Origin of the sequence: Nocardioides sp. AX2bis (assembly GCF_902506435.1) — a bacterium.
GTDB lineage: Bacteria > Actinomycetota > Actinomycetes > Propionibacteriales > Nocardioidaceae > Nocardioides.
The window spans coordinates 3,815,870-3,837,138 of record NZ_LR733215.1; the positions used below are offsets into that span (position 1 = coordinate 3,815,870).

23 protein-coding genes and 1 tRNA gene are annotated in these 21,269 nt (G+C 67.6%); 6 read left to right on the plus strand and 18 right to left on the minus strand.

Going from position 1 to position 21,269, the window contains the following annotated elements:
• Positions 1 to 39: 39 nt before the first annotated feature.
• The 3 genes from GV155_RS18350 to GV155_RS18360 form a co-directional block, all read right to left on the minus strand.
• Entirely contained in the window at positions 40 to 741 is a 702-nt protein-coding gene (locus GV155_RS18350) for a methyltransferase domain-containing protein (protein ID WP_160010313.1), read from the minus strand.
• A gap of 289 nt (positions 742 to 1,030) precedes the next feature.
• Positions 1,031 to 1,222, minus strand: a complete 192-nt coding sequence (locus GV155_RS18355; RefSeq protein ID WP_160010315.1) for a hypothetical protein — start codon at positions 1,220 to 1,222, stop codon at positions 1,031 to 1,033.
• Between the two features lie 155 nt (positions 1,223 to 1,377).
• Complete coding sequence (locus GV155_RS18360; RefSeq protein ID WP_160010317.1) at positions 1,378 to 1,728, minus strand: helix-turn-helix transcriptional regulator; 351 nt, start codon at positions 1,726 to 1,728, stop codon at positions 1,378 to 1,380.
• Between the two features lie 491 nt (positions 1,729 to 2,219).
• Between GV155_RS18360 and GV155_RS18365 the strand changes: the two genes are divergently transcribed.
• Positions 2,220 to 2,987 carry a hypothetical protein gene (locus GV155_RS18365; protein ID WP_160010319.1) on the plus strand — a complete coding sequence of 256 codons (768 nt, stop codon included), beginning with the start codon at positions 2,220 to 2,222 and terminating at the stop codon, positions 2,985 to 2,987.
• Between the two features lie 40 nt (positions 2,988 to 3,027).
• On the opposite strand, the gene GV155_RS18370 is transcribed toward GV155_RS18365, so the two are convergent.
• From GV155_RS18370 to GV155_RS18395, 6 genes are all read right to left on the minus strand, one after another.
• The gene (locus GV155_RS18370) at positions 3,028 to 4,242 is read right to left on the minus strand and encodes a hypothetical protein (RefSeq protein ID WP_160010321.1); all 1,215 of its coding nucleotides are present in this window, start codon (positions 4,240 to 4,242) and stop codon (positions 3,028 to 3,030) included.
• Between the two features lie 80 nt (positions 4,243 to 4,322).
• Positions 4,323 to 5,195 carry a serine/threonine-protein kinase gene (locus GV155_RS18375; RefSeq protein ID WP_160010323.1) on the minus strand — a complete coding sequence of 291 codons (873 nt, stop codon included), beginning with the start codon at positions 5,193 to 5,195 and terminating at the stop codon, positions 4,323 to 4,325.
• A 214-nt stretch (positions 5,196 to 5,409) separates the two neighbouring features.
• Positions 5,410 to 6,702, minus strand: a complete 1,293-nt coding sequence (locus GV155_RS18380) for a HEPN domain-containing protein (RefSeq protein ID WP_160010325.1) — start codon at positions 6,700 to 6,702, stop codon at positions 5,410 to 5,412.
• 319 nt (positions 6,703 to 7,021) lie between these two features.
• Positions 7,022 to 7,555, minus strand: coding sequence for a hypothetical protein (locus GV155_RS18385; protein ID WP_160010327.1), 534 nt, complete (start codon positions 7,553 to 7,555; stop codon positions 7,022 to 7,024).
• Positions 7,556 to 8,309: 754 nt separating this feature from the next.
• A complete protein-coding gene (locus GV155_RS18390; RefSeq protein WP_328820818.1) occupies positions 8,310 to 9,080 on the minus strand; it encodes an amino acid ABC transporter ATP-binding protein in 771 nt (256 codons plus the stop codon).
• Positions 9,077 to 10,834 (minus strand): ABC transporter substrate-binding protein/permease, encoded by a 1,758-nt coding sequence (locus GV155_RS18395; RefSeq protein ID WP_236554417.1) that lies wholly within the window; start codon positions 10,832 to 10,834, stop codon positions 9,077 to 9,079. Before GV155_RS18395 ends, GV155_RS18390 begins: the two co-directional genes overlap by 4 nt.
• Between GV155_RS18395 and GV155_RS18400 the strand changes: the two genes are divergently transcribed.
• Complete coding sequence (locus tag GV155_RS18400; protein WP_160010329.1) at positions 10,809 to 11,348, plus strand: YaeQ family protein; 540 nt, start codon at positions 10,809 to 10,811, stop codon at positions 11,346 to 11,348. The two genes, GV155_RS18395 and GV155_RS18400, sit on opposite strands and share 26 nt — an antisense overlap.
• Positions 11,349 to 11,457: 109 nt before the next feature.
• Here GV155_RS18400 and GV155_RS18405 read toward each other — a convergent pair whose 3' ends face one another.
• Positions 11,458 to 11,700: a hypothetical protein gene (locus tag GV155_RS18405; protein ID WP_160010331.1), complete on the minus strand. Its 243-nt coding sequence runs from the start codon at positions 11,698 to 11,700 to the stop codon at positions 11,458 to 11,460.
• A gap of 246 nt (positions 11,701 to 11,946) precedes the next feature.
• On the opposite strand from GV155_RS18405, the gene GV155_RS20875 reads away from it, so the two are divergent.
• Entirely contained in the window at positions 11,947 to 12,120 is a 174-nt protein-coding gene (locus GV155_RS20875) for a hypothetical protein (protein WP_236554418.1), read from the plus strand.
• Between the two features lie 126 nt (positions 12,121 to 12,246).
• Positions 12,247 to 12,573: a YdeI/OmpD-associated family protein gene (locus tag GV155_RS20880; RefSeq protein WP_236554419.1), complete on the plus strand. Its 327-nt coding sequence runs from the start codon at positions 12,247 to 12,249 to the stop codon at positions 12,571 to 12,573.
• A 198-nt stretch (positions 12,574 to 12,771) separates the two neighbouring features.
• Here the strand turns inward: GV155_RS20880 and GV155_RS18415 are convergent, their stop codons facing one another.
• Positions 12,772 to 13,977 carry an MFS transporter gene (locus tag GV155_RS18415; RefSeq protein ID WP_160010333.1) on the minus strand — a complete coding sequence of 402 codons (1,206 nt, stop codon included), beginning with the start codon at positions 13,975 to 13,977 and terminating at the stop codon, positions 12,772 to 12,774.
• Between the two features lie 94 nt (positions 13,978 to 14,071).
• Here GV155_RS18415 and GV155_RS18420 point away from each other — a divergent pair, with 94 nt between their 5' ends.
• Positions 14,072 to 14,386, plus strand: a complete 315-nt coding sequence (locus GV155_RS18420; protein WP_160010335.1) for an ArsR/SmtB family transcription factor — start codon at positions 14,072 to 14,074, stop codon at positions 14,384 to 14,386.
• Between the two features lie 254 nt (positions 14,387 to 14,640).
• Here the strand turns inward: GV155_RS18420 and GV155_RS18425 are convergent, their stop codons facing one another.
• The 4 genes from GV155_RS18425 to GV155_RS18440 form a co-directional block, all read right to left on the minus strand.
• Positions 14,641 to 15,096, minus strand: coding sequence for a hypothetical protein (locus tag GV155_RS18425; RefSeq protein ID WP_160010337.1), 456 nt, complete (start codon positions 15,094 to 15,096; stop codon positions 14,641 to 14,643).
• A 1,692-nt stretch (positions 15,097 to 16,788) separates the two neighbouring features.
• Entirely contained in the window at positions 16,789 to 17,073 is a 285-nt protein-coding gene (locus GV155_RS18430; protein WP_160010339.1) for a hypothetical protein, read from the minus strand.
• Positions 17,074 to 17,212: 139 nt separating this feature from the next.
• Positions 17,213 to 17,629 carry a DUF6228 family protein gene (locus GV155_RS18435; RefSeq protein WP_201300242.1) on the minus strand — a complete coding sequence of 139 codons (417 nt, stop codon included), beginning with the start codon at positions 17,627 to 17,629 and terminating at the stop codon, positions 17,213 to 17,215.
• Between the two features lie 291 nt (positions 17,630 to 17,920).
• Entirely contained in the window at positions 17,921 to 18,490 is a 570-nt protein-coding gene (locus tag GV155_RS18440) for a TetR/AcrR family transcriptional regulator (protein ID WP_160010341.1), read from the minus strand.
• An 86-nt stretch (positions 18,491 to 18,576) separates the two neighbouring features.
• Between GV155_RS18440 and GV155_RS18445 the strand changes: the two genes are divergently transcribed.
• Entirely contained in the window at positions 18,577 to 19,293 is a 717-nt protein-coding gene (locus tag GV155_RS18445) for an SDR family oxidoreductase (RefSeq protein WP_160010343.1), read from the plus strand.
• Positions 19,294 to 19,345: 52 nt separating this feature from the next.
• Here GV155_RS18445 and GV155_RS18450 read toward each other — a convergent pair whose 3' ends face one another.
• The 3 genes from GV155_RS18450 to GV155_RS18460 all read right to left on the minus strand — a co-directional run bounded on the left by GV155_RS18450 (position 19,346) and on the right by GV155_RS18460 (position 21,214).
• Complete coding sequence (locus GV155_RS18450) at positions 19,346 to 20,602, minus strand: tyrosine-type recombinase/integrase (RefSeq protein ID WP_160010345.1); 1,257 nt, start codon at positions 20,600 to 20,602, stop codon at positions 19,346 to 19,348.
• The gene (locus tag GV155_RS18455; RefSeq protein ID WP_160010347.1) at positions 20,595 to 20,870 is read right to left on the minus strand and encodes a helix-turn-helix domain-containing protein; all 276 of its coding nucleotides are present in this window, start codon (positions 20,868 to 20,870) and stop codon (positions 20,595 to 20,597) included. Before GV155_RS18455 ends, GV155_RS18450 begins: the two co-directional genes overlap by 8 nt.
• 271 nt (positions 20,871 to 21,141) lie before the next feature.
• Positions 21,142 to 21,214 (minus strand) — tRNA-Arg (locus tag GV155_RS18460).
• Positions 21,215 to 21,269 lie beyond the last annotated feature (55 nt).

A 21,269-nucleotide genomic window follows, 5' to 3' on the forward strand; every position in this document is an offset into this window, starting at 1 on the left:
GGCGCTCCCTGCCGTCCAGGACCGGGATGCCCCGCGGGCTCAGCGGCGCACGATGGTGGCGAACCGGGTGAGGCTGAAGAAGTACTGCCCCCGCCGGCTCTGCTCCTTGACGTCTTCACGCCACCCCGTGGCCAGGACCGGCTCCGTGCGGCCTACGAAGTGGGCGATCGCGGCCGCCATGCCCATGCTGTAGGTGTCAGCACCCGTCTGTGTCTCCACCATCGGCAGGGCCACCACGTCCACCGAGGTGAACCCCGCAGATCGGGCCAGCCCCGGCATCAGCACCGGCAGCTGGGGGTGTTTGAAGTGGCCCTCCCAGGCGCGCAGCACCGCGTCGGTCCGGTCCCGGTCGTCGGTGTGCCAGACGGCACTGCGCCAGTCGGTGTCCACGAGGACCGCGGTCCCGCCAGGTTTCAGGACGCGTCGGACCTCGGACAGAGCACGCTCCACGTCCGGGACGTACTCCAAGACTTGGACCGCCACCGCACGATCCAGCTGCTGGTCCGCGACCGGCAGCGCGGTCACGTCAGCCAGGACGGTCCGGGACCGGTCCCCGGTGAGCCTCACCGTCGCCGCCTCGACCATTCCGGGCTCTCGGTCCAACGCGACCACCCGGCCCCGCGGCCCCACGTCCAGCGCGAGCTCGCCGGCCAGGTGCCCCGGTCCGCACCCGAGATCGGCCACTGCCTCGCCCTCGCGCGCGCCGAGCAGCCCCCGGATCTGCGCGCGCTGGGTTCGCACGACAACCGCGTCGTACGCCCTCGCCAGATGAGAGGCGCTGAAGCCCGGGGCCGTCACGGCGAGGACCGGCCGCGCTCGACGGCAGGGCGCGTCACGACGATGTGCCGCATCCCGCTGGTGCGCGTATCCATGGACTTCACGGTACGTCGTTCACGCGGTGGCTGGTACTGCCTCAACTCCGCGCGGATCGGCAGCAGTACGTCGCTTGCGTACCCCCACCTGGAAACCCGAGAACGAAGCACCACACACCTCTTGCACTGCCGGGGTGGTTCTGTCGGACGAAACCTCGTCAGCGACGCCACATCGACCGGCCAGCAGGACGCCGCAGCCGCTCGAGCTCGCTGGCCACACTGCTCCACTTCGCCTCGTCGAGCCGACCCGCGACCTCCATGTCGGCGAGCGCGCGCAGGACGCGACGGCATGCAGCCGGTGAGCCGAGCACCGCGTGCGCGTGCTCCTCCAACGAGACCTCAACAGTCACGTAGGTCGTGGGGATGACTCCGCTCGCCGCCGCAAGGCGCTCCCCCGACGCTGCGCGCCGACACGTGGCCGAGCACCACGTCCGCGGGCGCCCCGGCGATCGCGGCACCGACTCGACAATGACCCGTCCGCAACGCGGACAGGAGCGCTCGACGATCACTGAAGGCGCTCGCGTTCGATGGTCCACGCGACGACAGTGGCGGCGCGCCACCGTAGGTGCTTGCCCACCCGGAACCCGCGGGGCCCGTATCCCTTTTGGCGCCAGGCGTAGATCGTCTGCTTCGGGACGTTGAGGTAGGTGGCGACGGCGTTGATGTCCCACAGCCCTTCAGGGTCTGCGCGGTCCTCCGCGTCTAGCGTCGGTGACGGCCGCGCCGTCTTGTCCGGCCTCTGAGCGGCGTCTACCCCCGGGTCTGTTGTGACTGGGCCAGACGTCCGTGTTTCTAGGTCGCTGCTCCCCTCGTCCCTCCACAGCGGGAGCTGTACGCCACCGTCGTCCCTTGCCATCGCTGCCCCTTCGCGTCGGATCTCTCTCGACCGACAGAAGGCAACGACCAGGGCCCATGGATCAGACGGCAGCAGACGTCGCGCGGCTCGATGGCGAGCAGGCGCAGGACTAGGGGCGCATCGACCCGGCTGCGACCGCCTTCGCATGCGCCACCACGATCCGCACAACGGGCACACGGCCCGAACCACTGGGGCGCCCTATGTGCCGCACCAACTCTACGCCCTCGTGGCGTGTTCAGCGCCGGCAGTAGGACGCCGTGGTCGTTAGGACTCGGCAAGTTGCCGTAACCGGGATAGCTGGGTCTGTCAGTATCTGGGCGCGGCGGGGTGGTCGGCGGTAACCTCCGTCGCATGTTCTTCGGGGCGAGTGCTGCTGTCGTGCGGCGATGTATGGCCGAAGGTACCCGGCGAGTGGCCACCGCCTGCCTAGCTGCTGCGGGCACGATCCGGACCGTGGACCCCACTCTTAACGTCGCCCTCCGCAGGGACCGATGACCTGCTCGCGCACCGTCGCCGTCCGCTACGCCCTTGAGGCTGACATGCTGCCGCCTCTCGTCGAGGCGGTCGATGCTCTCGTTGCGGGGTTGCCGGACGCCGCAGACCGTGAGGTTCTCTTCGAGGTGCCGGCGTTCGAGTCAATTCCCGACCTCGTGATTGTGCAACTGAGCCATGACGCCGTGACGCGGCGACTTGCCGCTGGCGTCACCGCGGTGCCGGATCTGACCTGCGTGCGTGTGCTGGCCGGCCTCGCGGCCGGCATCGACAGCCTCGATGCCCTGGCGCATCGCTGCGGCGTGACGCCTGCGCATCTGCGACGCAAGGTCGTCCCCTCGCTCGTTGCCGCTGGGTGGCTGAGCGACCTCGAGGGCTTGCGCCTGGACGCTCCCTTTGAGCCCGTCCTGAACTGGGTCGTGACAGTGGAGGCGAAGCGGTCGAAGTGGCGAGAAGCCTACGCGCAGGCACGGCGTCAAAAGCGTGTCGCCGACCGGGCGTTCGTGGCCCTCGATGCTGGGTCGGCGAACCCGGCACGGCCGTGGTCCGAGGAGTTCGCCGTCCAAGGCATCGGGCTGGTGACCGTCGACGCGCGGACAGACACGGCGAAGGTGGAACGGCGCCCGCGCCGCGGACCTCGCCCCGATACCGACGCACGTTTCCTTCTCGGCGAACGCGTGATGGAGATGACTGCCGCGGGAGTGAGCGTCGGTAAGACGTTCCCCGTGTTCGGTCAGATGCTGCCAATGCGGGTCAGCGTCTGCTGACCTCTTAGCCTCGGCCCGTCGCCAGCTCGGGTCCGCAGAACTACCGCAGTAGCGCCTCCCATTCGGTAAGGTGCTTCGGCTCGCTTTCGCCGGTAAGTGTCGCGGCGCCAGACAGTGCCCTGTTGAACGTGTCGGCTTGCTGGACGCGCGCGTGGCCTGCCGCTCGCCGTCCGGTCCGGCCGAGCGTCGCGGTGAGCTCAGCCCCGTTGAGAAGGTAGTGGAGCTGCTCCACTTTCTGCTGCCAAGGGCCGTTCGCCAGCTGCTGGCAGTACGCGCAGCCGCACGCCTGGTAGCCGGCCTGCCTGGTCAGCGGCGGTTGGTCGGTGCGAAGGATGGTGTGCAGGACGTTGCGTTCAAAGACTCTCTCCCGTGGCGGGTTGCCGCCTCCGCCGCTGGGCGGCGGCTGGTTCAGGTAGGCGCGCTCGGTGCTGGACATACCGGTGGAGAACCCGCTCGCGCCAAGTGCAGTCGCGTACCAGCCGGTCAACCCGCTGTTGGGGAGGAACAGGACCTTTCCTTCGTCGCTGGCGACCTGGGCGAGTTCTCTATAAGCGTTGAGGAGCGTGGTGGCGGTGAGCTGGGAGTACGGGTTCGGGCGGATGGGGGGCCACATGACCCGTAGCCACCACAACGGCTCCGGGCTCTCTACGATCTCCTGCAGCAGGCGTGCGCGCAGGGTCGCGTCGGTCAGCCAAGCCGTGTCCAGGGTGAGATTGACGAACATGGGGTCATCGGAACCGAGCTCGGCGCGGGTCGCAGTGACGAACGAGATGGCGGTCGCGAGCTGCTGGGCGCTTTGGGCGGACCCAACCCAGCCGCTGGCCGAGAGTAGGACGTTCGCGCCGGCATCGTGCTGAGCATCGAGGACCTCTCGCACCCAAGTCGAATTCGGCGTCGCTGGCATCGCCGCGGAGGCGTAGTTGTACCTGGTGGCGAACCGGAGGTGCCTGGAGTGCGGCGCGATGTTCGGTCCGGGCAGCGTATGAATCTCGGGATCGGCGAACCGCAGGGTCGCTGTCGAAACAGAGTTGAGGAACTTCCTAGCCGCCGTGGGAGTCTGGACGGGCAGCCGGGTCGCAACCCCAACAGCAGCATCGGTCGTGCATACGCGCTGCGCGCGGACCACGAGGTCGGGAAGAAGCCCGGCATTGTTGTAACTGCGGTGCACGACGAACGTCGGCACCGTCCCTGCCAGGGCCTCGGCGGGGGTCGGGAGTGATACCCCTGGCGATACGCGAACCAGCGACCTGGTCATGGTGTGCTCCTCGCTCGGCAGGTGCTCCGCCCTATACGGGCGCTCCCGCAGGGTGGTGGGGCTGGCGTGTCGGACTGGGACTAGATGATGAGGTCTCGAAGGGCTCGTTCGGCGCGCCCGCGCTTGTACGCCGCAGCGGACAGGAGGCGCGTCACGACGGCGGCGAGGTCAGGCGGAGTCGTGGTTGGCAGCGGCTTCGGGCCGTCCTCGATGAGCCGGATGGCCTCTAGATCGTCAACGGCCTGGGCCCGGAAGCCATAGAACGGGTGCGCTCCGGCAAGCATGATGTGGAGGACGACGCCGACGGCGAACATGTCGGCCATTTGCCGGGCGCGCTCGCCCTTCAGCTGCTCGGGGGCCATGAACGCGACCGTGCCCATCATGGCCGGGTAAGCGGTGATGGATGCTTCGTCAAGCATCTTCGCCAGCCCGAGGTCGAGGAGCACCGGTTGGGTCCAGTCGCCGCCACGCAACGCGATGTTGTCTGGCTTGATGTCGCGGTGCACGGTCTGTTGGTCGTGAAGCTCCGCGACGCCGGCGAGCAGACCCTGCGCGAAGCATCGGACGTCGTCGGGTGGGACAGGAACTCCTAGTTGTAGGTGTCCAGCGACGGCGCCGCCGTCGATGTACTCGAATATCAGCGCCGGCCGATCGTGGCCGGCAACGTGAACCTGCTGTACCTCGAGCAGGTTGACGACGTACGGGCTGTTCGCGCGCCGCAGCCCCTCGGCTTCCCGGTCGAGGTAGGCCTTCGGGTAGGCGGGTTCGAGGATGAGCTTGGCGGCCCGGTCGACGCTTCCTGCCTGCGAGATCCGCCAGGTCTCCCCGAACGAGCCGGTGCCGAGGGGCGCGGCGGACGTGCATCCGAACGCCGCGGCGACCTCGGCCGCCGAGAAGTTCGGGGCGACCGCAACTGAAGGCGTGGGTTCGTAGAACGCTGAGATAATGAACATGCGGCTCCTCCCCGCTCTCGCCGATGCCCGCAGGTATACACGGTGCGTGGCGCACGATACGCACGTCGACGCCCAGAACTTTGATTTCGGTCACGTTCACCCTCGTGGCGTCCGACCCCGAAATAGACATTCGGGCGAGGCAGGTCGCCGCACAGAGGCTCGCCATGACTGATGCGAAGTAGGCGATCGGCTCTGAGAATGTAGTAGCGGCGTATCACCATCGTGTCGCGACGATCGATGCGGGCACACCAACCTTGACCGCGACCCAAGCGCGCAGCAGGCGAACGCCCTCGCGGTAGTGCTCGATCTTCGCCTGCGGGGAAACTACCGCCCGGTTCGCATGCTTCACGGAGTTGTACGAATCGGTGAAGTCTTGCGCGAACGTCGGCTCGAACGCGTGCGTGCCTGCGACCTCCTTCAGTAGGTGGTCGACGCGCGGTTTGACCTTCACGTTGTTGGCGGCTGAGGGAGTCAACCCCGACTCAATCAACGACTGGTAGCCGACAGCCTCAACGGCGATACCGATCTGCGACATGTGCGCGTCGAGCGTTGCGCCTTCAAGATCCAGCAGGCGCACCAAAGGCTCGATACCACGCGAATATTCAGTCACGAGTTTTAGCCACTTTCCCACACCGACGCGACCAATGTCAGCGTAGGTGAAGAGGAAACGATCAGCTGGGCTCCATGAGAGGGGCGCAATACCAGTGACTGCGGTGCGCACCTTCGACCAGGTTTGCTTCTCCTCGCCCCTAATCGTAACTGTCTCCTTGCGGCTCGCAGCCTCGTGTGACTGGAAATTGATCGGCTTCCATGCAGCGACTCGCAGCAGGCTACGGACGGCGTTGTGGGGAGCCAAGTGCTCGTCCCACGCACTGCCCGACTTCTTGAAGGTTTGGAGGAACACCCTGCTCTGATACGTCACGTCCGGCGTCTGGTGACCCGAACCGATCGCACGCGCAACCGCCCTCAGGTTCATCGAACGCGCCAAGGGCATCGCGTCGACAGCCTTTGCCGTTGTAGAGATCTCGTACGACTGCTCGTCGTCCTTATTGAACTTGAAGACACTTGTCAACGCGGAGTAGCCCAGCCAATGGCCAAGCCCATCCATCTCTGACCGAAGGCCATTCGGCTTCACGTAGTGCGCTGCCGCCCACGCCCCCTCCACTGCGTACCGCGCGTTGATGACGCCCACGCCGGTCGCGGGAGTCGTACCTCCGAACCGCTGTTTGCCCCGACCGCTGTGACAGCCGACGAGCGCAACTGAACCTTCGCTGTCGTAGTAGTAAAGTTCCGTCGGCGGCCTGTAGTCGTGCTTTGACCGGTCCACGTCATCCATGAACATGATGCCTTGACTCCACCAGCGACTGCGGTCGTCCGCGTGAGCGAGATAAGGAACCTTCACCCGCACACCCAACTCGTCGAACTCGTACAACGCGCTCAGCAAGTCCGTGTCGGGATCACCGTCCACTAGAAATCCAATGCGTGTTGGGGTCTGTTTGTCGGCCACCTAGATCTCCTCAACATGCACCTGAATATTATCGATGTCGCTATGAACCAGACACAGAACTGATTGTTCATCCACGCTCTGCACTGCCTATTGTTGAATGACGTGGCCTGACACCCCGGGTCTCACCACACTTGACGTCCGTTTGCTTTGAGTCAGGCGGCTCGCACGGCACATGCGCATGCTCACGTAAAGTACGGCAAGGACAAACCATCCATACCGAACCTAGGACGCTCCGCCATCGTGGCGCTCCGGCCAGCCTGCGTCATTCCACCGTTGTGAGGCGCTGCGGCGCGGTCGCCCCGGCGCTGGCGTGGTCCCCTTACGGAACTGAGAGCGGCGTACTCTGAACAAGCGCCCTTGCGGAGTTCAGCGGGTCCAGTGCGCCCTCAATCGCGGCAGCGAGATCGAGGAGATCCTCTGGACTGCGCGAAACCGTCTTCCACGACTTCCCGTCCTTGGCGGTGTAGGCCAAGCCCGGCAGGTAGTGGCCATGTGAGTCGGTCCCAGCAGTGAACGGATGGGCGTGCAGTAGCTCGTTCCTCATCGACTGTCGAGCATGTCGGAACGCCGTCACGGCGGCATCAAGCGCATCCGCGATCTCTATGCCTTTCGGGAAGGCTCGATAGTCGTCGGCCAAGTCCTGTAGTGCGGTCTCTTTGGCTCCAGCCATCTTGGCTCTGGTCATCGGAAGCGGCACCGCCCCCGCGTCAGTCAAGATCGCCGTGACAGTCTCCTCGAGGCTCAAGAAGCAGAACAGTGCTCGGCCAAGTGCCGCCAGAACGTCGGGGTGAGCCGGCGTGCGGAATTGCCGACCAAGGGTTACGTGCGTCTCGTCCGCGGCTGCATCAGTCACGGGACAGAATCTAGACGGCCGTCGCAGCGGGCGGTCAGGGACCAGAGCGCGTCGTACCGCCGCCTGTCGGGGACGGAGCTGGAGCCCACTGAAACCAGTTGGTGACGGCGAGGTAGCGCGCGGTCACCACGAGCATCTCGACGTCGACGGCGTTTCCGTCCTCGGTCGAGAACGCCACAGCTCACCGGGAGCAATCGGGTCTCCGCTGCCGGAGACGTCCCATGGCACGCCGTGGGCGTACCTCGGTTCGACGTCGGCGGTCTCACTACCGGTTCTGCTGGTGGTGAAGGACCTGTGCGTAGTCGGTCGCTGAGATGCTCAGCGTCCCGACATCACCCCCCGCCGACGGGGGTGGGGTACCCACGGAGCGGACGTGAGCGCTCACCACACCACGGGGAGCCTCGGGGAGGGCAGCCAATGGTTGCTGCTGGCGCGGTCGGTCCCGACTCGTCCCTCGGGACAGGGCTTCGCCCGGTAGCTCAGGCCACCGGCGAACACCTGGCTCGCCGTGACGGTGCCACAGGGCGGCTTGTAGTAGTCGACGTCGGCACATCGGGAACCGCCGTCGAAGAGAAGGCACCGCCTCCGACGGAGTCGTACGGCAGGACGGTCCGAACCGCCTCGTGCCACACGAGACGCTCCTTCGACACCCAGCTGGGCCGCACCGGCGCCAACCCCACGAGCGGTGTCCCCAGGACGAGCTGCCGGAACATGTCGGGAGGTCAGCGCTCACGGCACCTGCGGGCCGGGTTGTTCAGCCTGGCTCAAGCACCCGCCGCAGGAACTGCTTCGTGCGCTCATGCTGCGGGTCGTGGAGCACGTCGGCGCCGCCCTGCTCGGTGATGACGCCCTCGTCGAGGAAGAGCACCTGGTCAGCGACGTCGCGGGCGAAGCGGATCTCGTGGGTGACGATCACCAGGGTCCAGCCCGAGGTCGCCAGGTCGCGGACGACGGCCAGCACCTCGCCGACCAGCTCGGGGTCGAGCGCTGAGGTGGGCTCGTCGAGCAGCACGACCTTCGGGTTCAGGGCGAGCGCGCGAGCGATGCCGACGCGCTGTTGCTGGCCACCGGAGAGCTGCGAGGGGTACTGGTCCTCGCGGCCGTCGAGGCCGACCTGCTCGAGCAGCCGGCGGGCGTCGGCGGTGGCCTCCTCGACCTCGCGGCCCTGTACCTGCACCGGCCCCTCGAGCAGGTTCTGCAGGACGGTCTTGTGCGGGAAGAGGTGGTGCGACTGGAAGACCATGCCGCTGTGCGAGCGCAGCGCGTCGACCTCGTCGCGCCGGGTGGACCGGTCGACCGAGGTGTCGCCGAAGTCGACGGTGGCATCAGCGATGCGTACGGTCCCGCTGTCCGGCACCTCGAGGACGTTGAGGGAGCGGAGGATGGTCGTCTTGCCCGAGCCCGACGGGCCGATGAGGGCGGTGACGGTCCCGTCGTCGGCGCTGAGGTCGACGCCTTTGAGCACGACGTTGTCGCCGAAGGCCTTGCGCAGCCCGCGGACCTCGATCAGTGGCGTGGTGCTCACGCTACGTACCTCCCGAGTCGCCGCTCTAGCGGCTCCTGCGCCTGCGCCACGATGAAGCAGACGATCCAGTAGTAGAGCGCCGCGAAGAGGTAGAGCGGCATGAAGTCCGCACTCGGCGACGCGGCGTTGATCGCCTGCCTCAGCAGCTCGGGCACGAGAATCACCGAAGCCAGCGAGGTGTCCTTGATCAGCGAGAGCAGCGTGTTGGACAGCGGCGGCACCGCGATCCGCGTGGCCTGCGGCAGCACGATCCGACGCATCAGCTGCGGGTAGCCCATGCCGATCGTGGTGGCCGCCTCGTACTGCCCGCGTGGGACGGACAGGATCGAGCCGCGGATGATCTCAGCGGCATAGCCGCCGACGTTGAGGCTGAGCGCGAGGATGGCGGCGGGAACGGGCGGAATGGTCAGCCCGATCTGGCCGAGGCCGTAGAACACGATGAAGAGCTGGACCAGGAGCGGGGTGCCGCGGATCGTGGAGATGTAGACGTGGGCGGGGAGCTGGACCAGCCGGTTGGACGACATCCTGGCCAGTGCCGTGACCAGCGCCAGCACCAGGCCGATCGCGAAGCTGGCGGCGGTGAGCGGGAGTGTGTAGACCAGCAGCCCCCTGAGCATGGGCCACGCTGCGCCTCGGACGACCTCCGAGGTCGAGCGGGTGTCGGAGCCCTTCACGTCCGTGACCTCGGCGGCGTCCTCGACGGTCACGTCGGCGCCGAAGTAGTCCTCCGAGATGCCCGCGAGGGTGCCGTCGTCGGCGAGCCTGGCGAGCGCGTCGTCGGCCTCCTGCTGCAGCTCGGGGCTGTCCTGGCGGAACGTCAGCGCCTGCTGGCCGACGTCCTCGCCGGCGTCGCCGACGATCTCGATCTCGTCCGACCCGGTGGAGGCGAGGTAGTCGAGCACGGCGATGTTGTCGTTGACGACGACATCGACGCGCCCCTGCACGAGCAGCTCAGCCGCCTGGGCAAACTGGTCGACCGTGCGGATCTCGGCGCCGGCGTCACGGGCGACCTGCGCCCAGTTGCTCGTCTCCGACTCGGCGGCCACCAGACCGTCGATGTCGTCGAGCGTCTTCACGTCGTCGTTGCCGGCGGCGGTGACGATCACGCCGCGTGAGTAGGTGTAGGGCGCCGAGAAGAGGTACCGCGCCTCGCGCTCGGGATTGATCGTGATCTGGTTGGCGATCACGTCGACCCGGCCGGCGTCGAGCGCCGGGAAGATCGAGTCGAAGGGCGCCTCGACGAACTCGAGGTCCCACCCGGCCTCGTCGGCCACGGCGCGGATCACCTCGATGTCGAAGCCGGTGAGCTCGTCGGTGTCGGGATCGTGGAACGTGAAGGGCGGGTACGTCCCCTCGGTCCCAACGCGGACCGTGCGTGCCTCCGCCGGGGTGCCCGCCGACTCGGCCGACGCCGCACCTCCGGTGAGGGCCAGGGTCGCGACGAGCCAACTCAGGACCACGAGCGCGAGTGCGCGCCGCGACTGCTGCATGAAAGTCACGTTAGTCGCTGCTGTTTTGACCAGTGGCCTGTGGTCGCTGTTGGCGGCACCGTGACGCGCGGGTCCTGACCCTGGCCCGGGTCCACGCAGTGACACCGTGGAGCACGGTGCGGAGAGCGAAGGGGTCTGCTGCACGATTTGGTGTCGGCAGACCTGGCCCATTCCGCCGCGATCAGGCGACGGTGATAGCGACGCGAGAGGTACCCGTTCCCGGACTAGGCTGAGCCCCATGGCGGCCGGCGCGACGATGCACACGTTTGAAGTCGAGTTGGCCGACACGGATCGCGGCGTCTACGAGGAGTTCACGCTGCGCGCGGCGCGGCATCCGTCAGAGACCGAGGCGTACCTCGTAACGCGCGTGCTCGCCTACTGTCTCGAGCACGAAGAGGGCATCGCATTCAGCGAGGGCATCTCGGCGACCGACGCCCCGGCGGTGCTGGTGCGTGACCTGAGCGGGAAGCTGCTCGCCTGGATCGAGGTCGGCGCACCGGATGCCGCGCGACTTCACACGGGCAGCAAGGCGGCCGAGCGCACGACGATCTACACGCACCGCGACCCGGCCAAGGTGCTCGCGCAGTGGGCAGGGGCGAGGATCCACCGCGCCGCCGAGATCGTGCTGCACCACTTCGATCCCGGGTTCATCGATTCAGCGGTGGAAACGATGGAGCGCCGCAACACGATCACGCTCACCGTCACGGAGCGGCAGCTCTACCTGGAATTGAACGGCGTGCACCTCTCATCGGCGGTGCACGACCACCCGATCGGCTAGCGGGAGCGACGGCCCGTTGCCGATCCTGATGCGCGACTTCCGGCGCGCGTCAACACACCGCTTCTGGGACGGCTCCATACGCCGAAACTGCCGAGAGTCGGGCGGGTCTCTATCCCTGTTCGACAGCGGTAAGGGCGACGACCGCGCCGCAGTCAAGCAAGACCAGGAAGTAAGCGCCATCGGCGGCAACAGAAGCCGACTCCGGCTCGGTCATGGGCTGCCGTAGGGCCTCTACGAAGGTACGCAACCCCGGCGTGCTCGGACCCTTGCCGTCTTCACTCCGCGCCAGCCGCACCTCATAGGTTCGAAGGTCAAGCGCGCCGGAGGTCACAGCCACCAGTTCGGCGCTCATGACGTCCAGGGAAGCAGCGGCTCGCTCAGCCAACGGGAGTTGACTTGCCGTGAGCATCGAGTGGAGTTCGCTGAGTTCGACATAGCGGGTTCGCACTAGGGCATCGTGCCGCACGATGTCCGCCCGCCATGCCGCACTGAGGGCGGCTAAACTCGCCCGGATCTGCCGCGGACAGAGTGCACCGGAGGTGCGTCTAACCACCGCCTGAGAGGCGCAGATGTCGGCGTCCGCGGCTAGCGTCGGACCATGGCAACCCCGCTGCCCGAGCTGCTAGTGAGCGACCCGGCCGCGCTGCGAGCGTGGCTCGAAGAGCACCAGGCGACGTCGCCGGGCGTGCGGCTGGTGCTGACCAAGAAGGGCGGCACGGACACCACGATCAAGTGGGCGAACGCGGTCGAGGAACTGCTCTGCTTCGGCTGAATCGACGGCCAGGCTGGCAAACGTGACGAGTACAGCTACACCGTGCGCATCACCCCGCGACGCCCCAAGAGCAGCTGGTCCCAGCGAAACGTCGCACTCGTAGCGACTCTCGAAGAGCAGGGCCGGATGACCGACGCCGGTCGTGCCGCGGTCGACGCCGCGCGCGCCGACGGGCGGTGGGACTCGGCGTACGCCGGTCCGGCGACCCGCCAGGCGCCCGACGACCTGCCCGCGGCGACAGCGGCGGATCCGGACGCGCGGGCGATGTTCAAAGTGCTCACGAGCGCCAACCGGTTCGCGCTGATCCATCGCGTCGAGAACATGAAGCGCGCTGAGAGCCGGGCCCTCAAGATCACCGAGATGGTTGAGATGCTGGCGCGCGGCGAGACGCTTCACCCGCAAAAGGCGGGTCATCCCGGACGGGCAAGCCAGGGCACCGACGCCCGGCAGTAGGCCCCTCGTCGTGGTCGTCGTGCCTGCTCGAGCAGGGTCTTCCACCGCTACGGACGTGACCTGCACGGCCGATGATGCGCAGCGAGCGTGCGAGGCCCTCAGCCTTCCTAGAAGGCCTTCGCCATCTGCTCCGCAACCCTCTGCTCGTCCGGACGACCGCTCTCACGGAGCCCCGCGCCGATGTCGCTGCTGGATCTGTCAGTCAGTCGAGCGGTATTTGCGCAGGAGCGCCGCCGTCGCGGAAAGGACGATGACCAGCCCGCCGTAGGCGTACGTCGTAGCGGCCAGGCCCACGTGGGGTGCGGCCACGCCGGCGACGACGGCGGGGATTCCGAAGGCGAGGTAGCTGACCACGAAGACCGAAGCGAACAGCTCGCCCCGCTCGTCGGGTCCGACGGTCGGGGTGATGGAGCGCATGATGCCGAGGAACGCGGTGCCGAAGCCCGAGCCGGCGACCACGGCCGCGGCGATGAAGCCCCAGTAGGAACCGAACGCGAGCGCGACCAGCGTGAGTGCGGTGCCGAGGGCCAGCGCGGTCGTGCCGTAGATCGTGATCTGGCGCGAGGTCCGGTTGCGGGCCACGAAGCTGGAGAGGGCGCCGACCCCGGTCAGCGTGGTGACCACCAGTCCCTGCTCGACGTGGCGGGCGCCACCGAGCTCCTGCGCGACGATCGGCGCGCCCAGCGAGAGGTAGAGCCCACCGGTGGCCCAACCGGCGAACAGGGCCGGGGCGCTGCGCGCGAAGGCCGGGCGGGCGGTGACCGGGACGCCGACGGTGGGTCGGAACGACTGGAGCACACCGTCGTGACGAGGAGAGGTCTCGGGGAGCAGCCACACGGCCAGCGCGAGGAGCGCGTACACGCCGGTCAGGACGCCGAAGACCACTGCCAACGGGGCGGCAGCACGGTCGATGACGGCGCCGCCGACCAGCGCGCCGAGCGCGAGGCCGGCCAGGGGCATGACGCTGTTGGCGGTGGCGGCAACTCCGGGGCGGCCGGGGGGCTCGAGGTCGACCACGGTGGCGGTGAGCGAGGAGAGCAGCAGACCGCTGGCGACGCCCTGAACGATCCGGGCGGTGACCAGGAGCGTGACGGAGTCGGCGTGCCAGAAGGCCAGCATGCTGACGGCCAGCAGGGCCAGGGCGCCCGAGACGACCGGACGACGGCCCAGGTGGTCCGACAGCGAGCCGGTCACCAACAGCGTGAGGAGCAGCGCGACGGCGTACACCGCGAAGATGCCGGTCAGGGTGGCCGAGGAGAACCCGATGTCGCGCTGGAGCACGGGGTAGAACGGCGAGGGGGCACTGGCCCCGGCCATCATCACCAGGATCGCGCCGAGGGCGAGGGCGAAGCCGGCCGGGTGGCCACGACGGACAGGGGCCGGGGCGTCGACGGTGGTGGCCATGGTGGGTCCTCGCGGGGATCGATATTGGTTCGACGAAGTTCGAACCATGGCGACGGTACGTGAGTCTTGCCAATGGTTCAACTATTGTCGAACCATGACGGCTCCCACCGAGCTCCACCACCCCCCGATCAGTGACGTGGCCATCACAGACGTGCTCTTCGCGCTGAGCGATCCGGCGCGCCTTGCCCTGGCGCGCCAGCTCGTGGACGGGCCGATGGACATGGCAGCCTGCAGCGCGACCGGCGGCCCGGTGCCGAAGGCGACCAAGTCGCACCAGCTCAAGGTGCTGCGCGAGGCCGGCGTGGTCCGCAACGTGCCCAAGGGACGTGGGCGCCTGCTCAGCCTGCGCCGCGACGAGCTCGACGCCGTGTTCCCGGGACTGCTCGACTCCGTACTGGGCACCCGCTGAGGTCCCAGCCCGACCACGGGTTCACCACTCCTGACTCTGCGTCGCGAGGCGCGTCATTCCCCCGCGTGCGGGCAACGTCCGCTGGCGATGGTCGAGCCCAGGCGTCACCGTGGAGGCACCCGTTCCCGGCGACGCACAGCGGACGGCTCTTGCGGAACACGACCTCGACCACAGCGCTGCCAGCTGCGCGCGTTCCGGTTGAGGTTCCTCCTGCGACACCGCCCCGACCTATCGAGGGCCGGGCGCCGGAAACGTCAGCGGCGCCTCAGTGGTCCGATGAAGCGGATTCGCTGGACGACCTGTCCGTCACTATCCAAGCCCACAAGGGCGGTGACGTCGTCCACCGGCGGCCGGATAAGGACGAAGCAACGCAGCGGGCTTCCGTCGTCCGTAGTGGCCGCGGAGAGTGCGGCGGTAGAGACCTCAGTGTGGTTGCCCTCATCAAGGCTCTCAGCACGCAAGATTTCGATGCGGGAAGTGACGAGGCCGTAGATGTAGCGGTTTCCTTCTCCGTGCTTGAAACCGCCCCCAAATCCGATCTCCGTCGTGCCCGGTATGTCGTAACCAGACCCGTCCTCAACAATGCCCCCGTTCACATAGAGCGCCATTTCGTGGCGCCCGCCTATGCCGTCGGGCCGATACCGCAGCGCCCATGTGTCTCCGTTCGGCGCAACGCCCTCCGCAGCAACGACTTCGCCTGCTGTGTTCATGTGCACAGGCTGACACGGGGTGTGGCCACGTCCACCCGTGCCGCAGACCGCGAGGGTGCAGCAGGCGGCACGCTCCGCGAGCCGAGCCGAGCCGAGCCGAGCCGAGCCGAGCCGAGCCGAGCCGAGCCGAGCCGATCCGTTCTGGTGATGGACGCCCGTGTACCGCAGGGGCGATCCGATCGGACGATCTTGGTTTCGCAGGACGTTCCGATTGCGGTACGCCGTCTAACGGCGCTCGGGAACCAGCACGTGCGAGCGCCTGCGTCGCAAGCAATAGCCATTTCCTTGGGACGCCATCGCCTTCCGAAGAAGGTGAACCCCGACGCTGTTGCTCAGGGGCGTCGAGTTGCGCCACGCAGCAAGAACCGGCCGGTCAACAGCACGACCACAATCAGTAGACCCAAGGCCACAGCAGCGTTCCAGAGACACGGCTCATGAGACTCCTTATGGCATCAAATCGACGGCTCCGCGAAGGAACCGGCGTCCTGCCCTCCTTGCGGCTTGCCAGAAGGAAGGCCCCGAGCGCCTCGCCTCGCGGTGGGTCAGAACTGCCAACGCCACCAGCCCACCGACGAAGATGACCCATCCGACTGCCAGAACGGGCATGTCTACGAACCACGCCGCGAACAGCAGTACGCCACCAAACATGGTGACGAAGACCGAGGTAGTCATAGACCGTGTCAGGTCTTGCTCGATAATTGGAGACACGCCACCACGGTAGAGGTCGGCGGCGCAGCCCATGACTCGTGGCCGTGTGCCTCGCCCGTTTCATCTGAGGGCACGGGCTTCCCCGCCCCTTAGAATGGCTAGGGATTCGACTACTTGTGATTGGCGCAGGCGCTCATTCGCCCGCCCTCTTCATGAGGTCAACCGCAAACGTAGAGCGGAACCGAATGGGCATCCAGCGCGTCTGAGTGCCAACTGGTGCATGCGCAGTCAAGAGCGGTTTGAGGTCAGAGGAGACTCGGTGAAGGTTCTAGGTGCGACGGCAGCATTGGTCATCATGTCGCTAGGTACTGCGTGTTCAGCGCCGACGCCACCGCTGGGGGAGGACCCTAGGGAGCCTAGCGAGCTCACCAGCCCATCCGCCGAAGTCGACGGACCGCAAACGGTACTCATGGAGTATTCCGGGGTAGAAGTCAAAGTCCCATCGACGTGGGAGCGAATAGACACGAGCGCATGCGAGTTTGGGTTTGACCGCTGGGGACCACCCGAGTCCGACCCTTGTAATCATGTAGAAGGGGTCGCGTTCTACGGGTCTGCTTTGTTCGACCCGGCCACCGGTCCCGGAGTGAATCGAACGAAGGATAACGGGACCCCCGGCTGGGACGGTTACGTTCTAAGGGGCGACTGGGCTGTATATGGCTTCTCTTGGGACCGCGGCGTTGTCCAAGGCATCTTGGACTCGGCAGTCAAAGCGGACAGTGGTGCTGGGTCAGGGGACACCCGGTGAGAGTTCCAAGATTCACAACAGCAGCGGTCGCGTTGCTCGCCGGTGCATGCTCACACGCGGCACCTGAACAGGTTAAAGCCGAGGTTCATTACAGCGACTACCCGCGTGAATCTTCTGGGTCTCTGCCAAGTGCTGAACCCAAGTGTGATTCCAAAAAGTTTCTGAGTTACTACTACGCCGGTCCAGGTAAGAAGACGCCAGAGGCCATGGTGGATTTTATGGCTCCTGAGTTTGATGTCTCATTCCGTAGCCGTGACCGTCGTGAGGTTGAGGTCAACGCCTCTGACCTGGATACCGGTGACTTGGCCCGGATCTACACGGTCTCTAAAGATGGTGACCTCTGGTACCCCGATGGATATGCCACCTGCGCCAAGAACTAGCGCACAGTGCGCCCCTAGCGCACGGATCTCGTCGTCGACAATTGCTGTTGCCATGAAGGGGGCATCGCTCCGACCCCAGGGCTGCAAGGTCACGTGGCCGTCGGAGAGGTTCACCGACACCTCGCTGCCCTCGACTTCGCTCACGATGCCGAACCCCGCAGTGTTCTCGATTGAGAGGCACGCTCCGCGAGCCGATCATCATCCGGGACCGTTGGAGCTGCGTCTTTTCGCCGCGATCAGGACCCCTTCAATGTCATGCCGTGAATCGGACCTGCAGCGAGCGTCACGAACTGCGGTTCGCGAGGTCCTGTAAGTCGCCTGCCACCTGGCTCAACTGCTCTCCGGGGTCGAGGGTCAGGTCGGCGGTTGCCTTCCAGCCGTGGTTGCCCCAACCCGCGAGCGCGTCACTCAATGTGACCCGGACTTGGACGTGGCCGTACTCGTAGCGGGCCTCGATGCTGAGATCAGACTCAAGCGAGGTCCATTCGCGTGTGCCTGACCAGCCGCGCCAGTCGAGGGCCAACCCCGCGAAGAACTCTTCGAGCTCGCTCCACCCCGATGCGGGGTGCAGGTAAACCCGCTTGGTGGCCGAGAGCCCATCGACAGAGAGGACCGCGACGAGGTCGCCGAGCGCGGGGTCGTCAGACTCGACGTCGAGCCGGAGGCACTCCGACGCTGATCCAATCTCCACCGCAGCCACGCGCCGAGTTTGCCAGACAACGCCCCCGCGTGCGGCGCAGCGTGCGCTCGACGCCGCACGCCTTGCCAGCGCAATCTGCGCGCTCGTCAACTGGCAACTTTCCACCGCCCGTGGGTGCGCATCGACTGCCGCAAGGCGCCGCGGATGCCGGCACTCGGGGCCTCTCGGCAGTCCGAGAGGCGAGGACAGCGGCGACTGAACGGACCGCGGCAAGCCGGCTGACAGAACCGCTCGTCCCTACGCTCCGTGCGGGCGCACCAAGCGAAGACGCCGACAAACCGTCAGCGCCACCTAGTTGCCGCGGTCGTGCGTCGGCGCGGGCAAAGTCGCCATCGCGGTCCCTGCGATGGCCAGCAGGTCTTCGCGGGTGCCGCCGTCACGCGCGCAGCCGGACATGCCGCGCAGGACAGCCACGAGGAACGAGGCAAGGTGGTCGGTGTTCGCCTCGGCTGCCAGGTCGTGGTCTCGCACCCCTTGGTCGAGCCGGTCCTTGAGCCGCTGGCGGAGGACCTCCCGCTGGGCGTCGAGCCGAGGGTCGGTCAGCATGAGGCACCCAGCGGGGGTCTCGGGGTTGGTGTGGGCGTGTGCGGTGTCGTCGAGGATGCGAGCGATGGCCTCCCTCGTGCTCGGCAGGGCCGCCGCGCTGTCGACTGCCTCGCAGGTCCGCTCGAAGTACAGAGTCGAAGCCTCCTCGAAGAGGCGCTGTTTGTTGCCGAACGCCGCGTACAGGCTGGGGGGCGTCAGGCCCATCGCCGCGGTGAGCGTCGCGATGGAGGTCTCCTCGTAACCCGCGCGCCAGAACTGCTCGAGCGCTGCTGCCAGAGCAGCATCGCGATCGAAGCTTCGAGGTCGGCCGGCCATGAAGACCACCGTAACGTATCGACCACTACAGAATGTGGTAGCGTCTCGCCGTCATTCAGTAGCGATCGATACAGAACGGATTCCCCATGAACATCGAAGGTGCAGTCGTGCTCGTCACCGGCGCGAACCGAGGCATCGGCGCCGAGTTCGTCGACCAGCTCAAGAAGCGCGGCGCGGCGAAGATCTACGCCGCCGCCCGCGACGCGGGCGCGATCACCGCCGAGGGAGTGGTGCCGCTCGAGCTCGACATAACCAACGCCGGCCAGGTCGAGGCGGCGGCGGCCGCGGCGGGCGACGTCCAGGTGCTCATCAACAACGCCGGCATCTCGACCGGGACTGCGCTGGTCGCTGGCGACGAGGCGACGATCCGTCGCGAGATGGACACCAACTTCTACGGCCCCCTGCTGATGACCCGCGCGTTCGCGCCCGTCCTGGGAGCGAACGGTGGCGGCGCGATCCTCAACGTGGTCTCGGCGCTGTCGTGGTTCACCGCCCCTGGCGCCGGTGCGTACGCGGCGTCGAAGGCTGCGGCCTGGGCCCTGACCGACAGCACCCGGCTCGAGCTCGCCGCCCAGGGCACGCACGTCGTGGGCGTGCACATGGGGTTGGTCGACACCGACATGGCCCGGGCCGTGGACGCGCCGAAGATCGCGTCGTCGGCCTTGGCGAGCGCGGGCCTCGACGCCATCGAGTCGGGTGCGCAGGAGGTGCTGGCCGACGACTGGGCGAAGTTCGTGAAGTCCGGGCTCAGCCTCGACCCGAAGGCGCGGTACGAGCAGATCTTCGCCGCCCTGGGAGCCTGAGCCCGGTCCTGCTCCCCGTCCCATCCACGCGACGGAGCACCGCAGCACCGTGTCACTCGACGGCCTGCGGAATCGCGGAGTCCTCCCACAGCAGCGCACCCATCTGCATCGCGGCCCGCCGCCGCAGCTCGTCGACGGCGTGGGTGTAGCGCTGCGCGGTGGCCATCTCGGTCCAGCCCATGATGGCCATGACGGTGCGGATGTCGACGCCCTGGAGGAGCAGGAGGGTCGCTGCGGTGTGGCGGGCGTCGTGCAGCCGCACGTCCCGGGTCCCCGACGCGGTGAGCAGCGCCTTCCACTCGGTGTGGTCGCGCGAGGGATCGATGAGCCCGCCGGCGGCGGCGGGGAAGACGAGGTCGTGGGTGGCGTCCCAGTCGGCGCCGGCGCTCAGGCGGCGGCGGTTGACGCGGGCTCGGTGCGCCCGGAGCTCCTCGACCAGCGGGGCCGGCAGGACGACCGTGCGGCGCGAGGCCTTGGTCTTCGGCTCGACCAGCTGCAGCCCGCCGCCGGTGCGCTGCTCGCACTCCGCGCCCCGCTTGCGCCCACAAGCAGGCTGGCCGTCGGTGGCGGCGCAGCCGTGGTCCCAGGTGTGGCGCTGGACCGCGCGGCGGATGCGCAGCACGCCGCCGTCGAGGTCGACGTCGCTCCAGAGCAGGCCGAGCGCCTCGCCCTGGCGCAGGCCGAGGGACAGGGCCATCGACCACCGCGGTGGGTTCAGGGTGCGCTGCGCCGCGGCGATCACGCGACGGCTCTCGGGGACGGTCAGCGGCTCGACCTCGACCTGCACCGCGCGTGGGGGACGCGCGATCAGGGCCGGGTTCGAAGCCAGCCGCCGGCGGCGGACGGCCTCGTTCAGCGCCGAGCACAGCACCCGGTGCACGGCGCGGATGGTGTGGGTGGAGTGGCCCGCCTCCACCATCCGGCGGTAGTGCGCCTCGAGGTGCTCGGGCTGGATCTCGCTGAGCCGCCAGGCCCCGAGGCTGTCCGCGACGTGGTTGCGCATCTGGCTGCGGTAGGTCGACAGCGTCTTCCACCGTGCCGTCATCGGCAGCACGGTGCCCAGCCAGTGCTCGAGCCAGGCGTTGAGGGTGAGGTCGTCGGCGGTCCAGACGTAACGCCCGGTGTCGCGGGAGCGCTCGACCTCGCGGACGGCCTCGCGCAGCGCGGCCTTGGTCCTGTGCTGCAGGTGCTTGCGCTCGGTGGTCCCGTCGGGGCGGCGGCCCATGGTGACCCGGGCGTGCCAGCTGCCGTCGGCGCCGCGGTAGAGCGAGGCGGTGGTCTGCTCGGCGGGCTTGCGTGCCCTACCCATGGTGCGGGTCACTGATCTCGCCGCGGAGGTGGGCGACGTAGCGCTCGAGCTCGCGGCGCTCGATGCGTACCGAGCGCCCGACGTGCACCGCGGCGAGCCGGTGCCGGGTGATCTGCCGCTCGACGCTGCGCCGCGCGCAGCGCAGCTCGCGGGCGACCTCGTCCAGGGTCAGCAGCATCGTGACCGGCGCAGCCGGGCCGGTGCTCGGGGCGCGTCCGGTCGTGGTCGGGGCGGTGGTGGCGGCGTGGGTGTGCGCGTGGGTGTCCATGCCACCCCGATGACATGACAGACCACCGTGAGGATCACTCGAGGTACGAGAAACCGGGGGACGCAGCGGGGGACGTCCTGGGGGACGCCGCCTCATGGTCAAGGCGGGTCTCGTGACGCTCGCTTCGCTCGCTCCTCGACCACCGAGGATGGCGCCCCGCGGTGCGGCGAATCGTTTTTGAGCCGATATTTGAGCCGGGAGAGCCCCGTGGCCCGCTTTCAGCGAGCCGGTCATGCACCTGTTCGTGCAGGTCATGAGCCTGTCCAGTCTGTGCGCCTGTAGGGATTCGAACCCCAAACCTTCTGATCCGTAGTCAGATGCTCTATCCGTTGAGCTACAGGCGCCCGTCCCCGGTCGCCCAGGAACCAGACGAGAATAGCCGACCCCCGTCGCGGGCAC

Bases quoted from the DNA above. Each gene is read 5' to 3' on its own strand.
- GV155_RS20880 (WP_236554419.1), top strand. From the start codon at position 12,247: ATGACCGACGCCGGTCGTGCCGCGGTCGACGCCGCGCGCGCCGACGGG.
- GV155_RS18360 (WP_160010317.1), bottom strand. From the start codon at position 1,728: ATGGCAAGGGACGACGGTGGCGTACAGCTCCCGCTGTGGAGGGACGAG.
- GV155_RS18440 (WP_160010341.1), bottom strand. From the start codon at position 18,490: ATGGCCGGCCGACCTCGAAGCTTCGATCGCGATGCTGCTCTGGCAGCA.
- GV155_RS18425 (WP_160010337.1), bottom strand. From the start codon at position 15,096: ATGAACACAGCAGGCGAAGTCGTTGCTGCGGAGGGCGTTGCGCCGAAC.
- GV155_RS18370 (WP_160010321.1), bottom strand. From the start codon at position 4,242: ATGACCAGGTCGCTGGTTCGCGTATCGCCAGGGGTATCACTCCCGACC.
- GV155_RS18450 (WP_160010345.1), bottom strand. From the start codon at position 20,602: ATGGGTAGGGCACGCAAGCCCGCCGAGCAGACCACCGCCTCGCTCTAC.
- GV155_RS18365 (WP_160010319.1), top strand. From the start codon at position 2,220: ATGACCTGCTCGCGCACCGTCGCCGTCCGCTACGCCCTTGAGGCTGAC.
- GV155_RS18405 (WP_160010331.1), bottom strand. From the start codon at position 11,700: ATGAGCGCCGAACTGGTGGCTGTGACCTCCGGCGCGCTTGACCTTCGA.
- GV155_RS18420 (WP_160010335.1), top strand. From the start codon at position 14,072: ATGACGGCTCCCACCGAGCTCCACCACCCCCCGATCAGTGACGTGGCC.
- GV155_RS18445 (WP_160010343.1), top strand. From the start codon at position 18,577: ATGAACATCGAAGGTGCAGTCGTGCTCGTCACCGGCGCGAACCGAGGC.
- GV155_RS18415 (WP_160010333.1), bottom strand. From the start codon at position 13,977: ATGGCCACCACCGTCGACGCCCCGGCCCCTGTCCGTCGTGGCCACCCG.
- GV155_RS18455 (WP_160010347.1), bottom strand. From the start codon at position 20,870: ATGGACACCCACGCGCACACCCACGCCGCCACCACCGCCCCGACCACG.
- GV155_RS20875 (WP_236554418.1), top strand. From the start codon at position 11,947: ATGGCAACCCCGCTGCCCGAGCTGCTAGTGAGCGACCCGGCCGCGCTG.
- GV155_RS18400 (WP_160010329.1), top strand. From the start codon at position 10,809: ATGGCGGCCGGCGCGACGATGCACACGTTTGAAGTCGAGTTGGCCGAC.
- GV155_RS18375 (WP_160010323.1), bottom strand. From the start codon at position 5,195: ATGTTCATTATCTCAGCGTTCTACGAACCCACGCCTTCAGTTGCGGTC.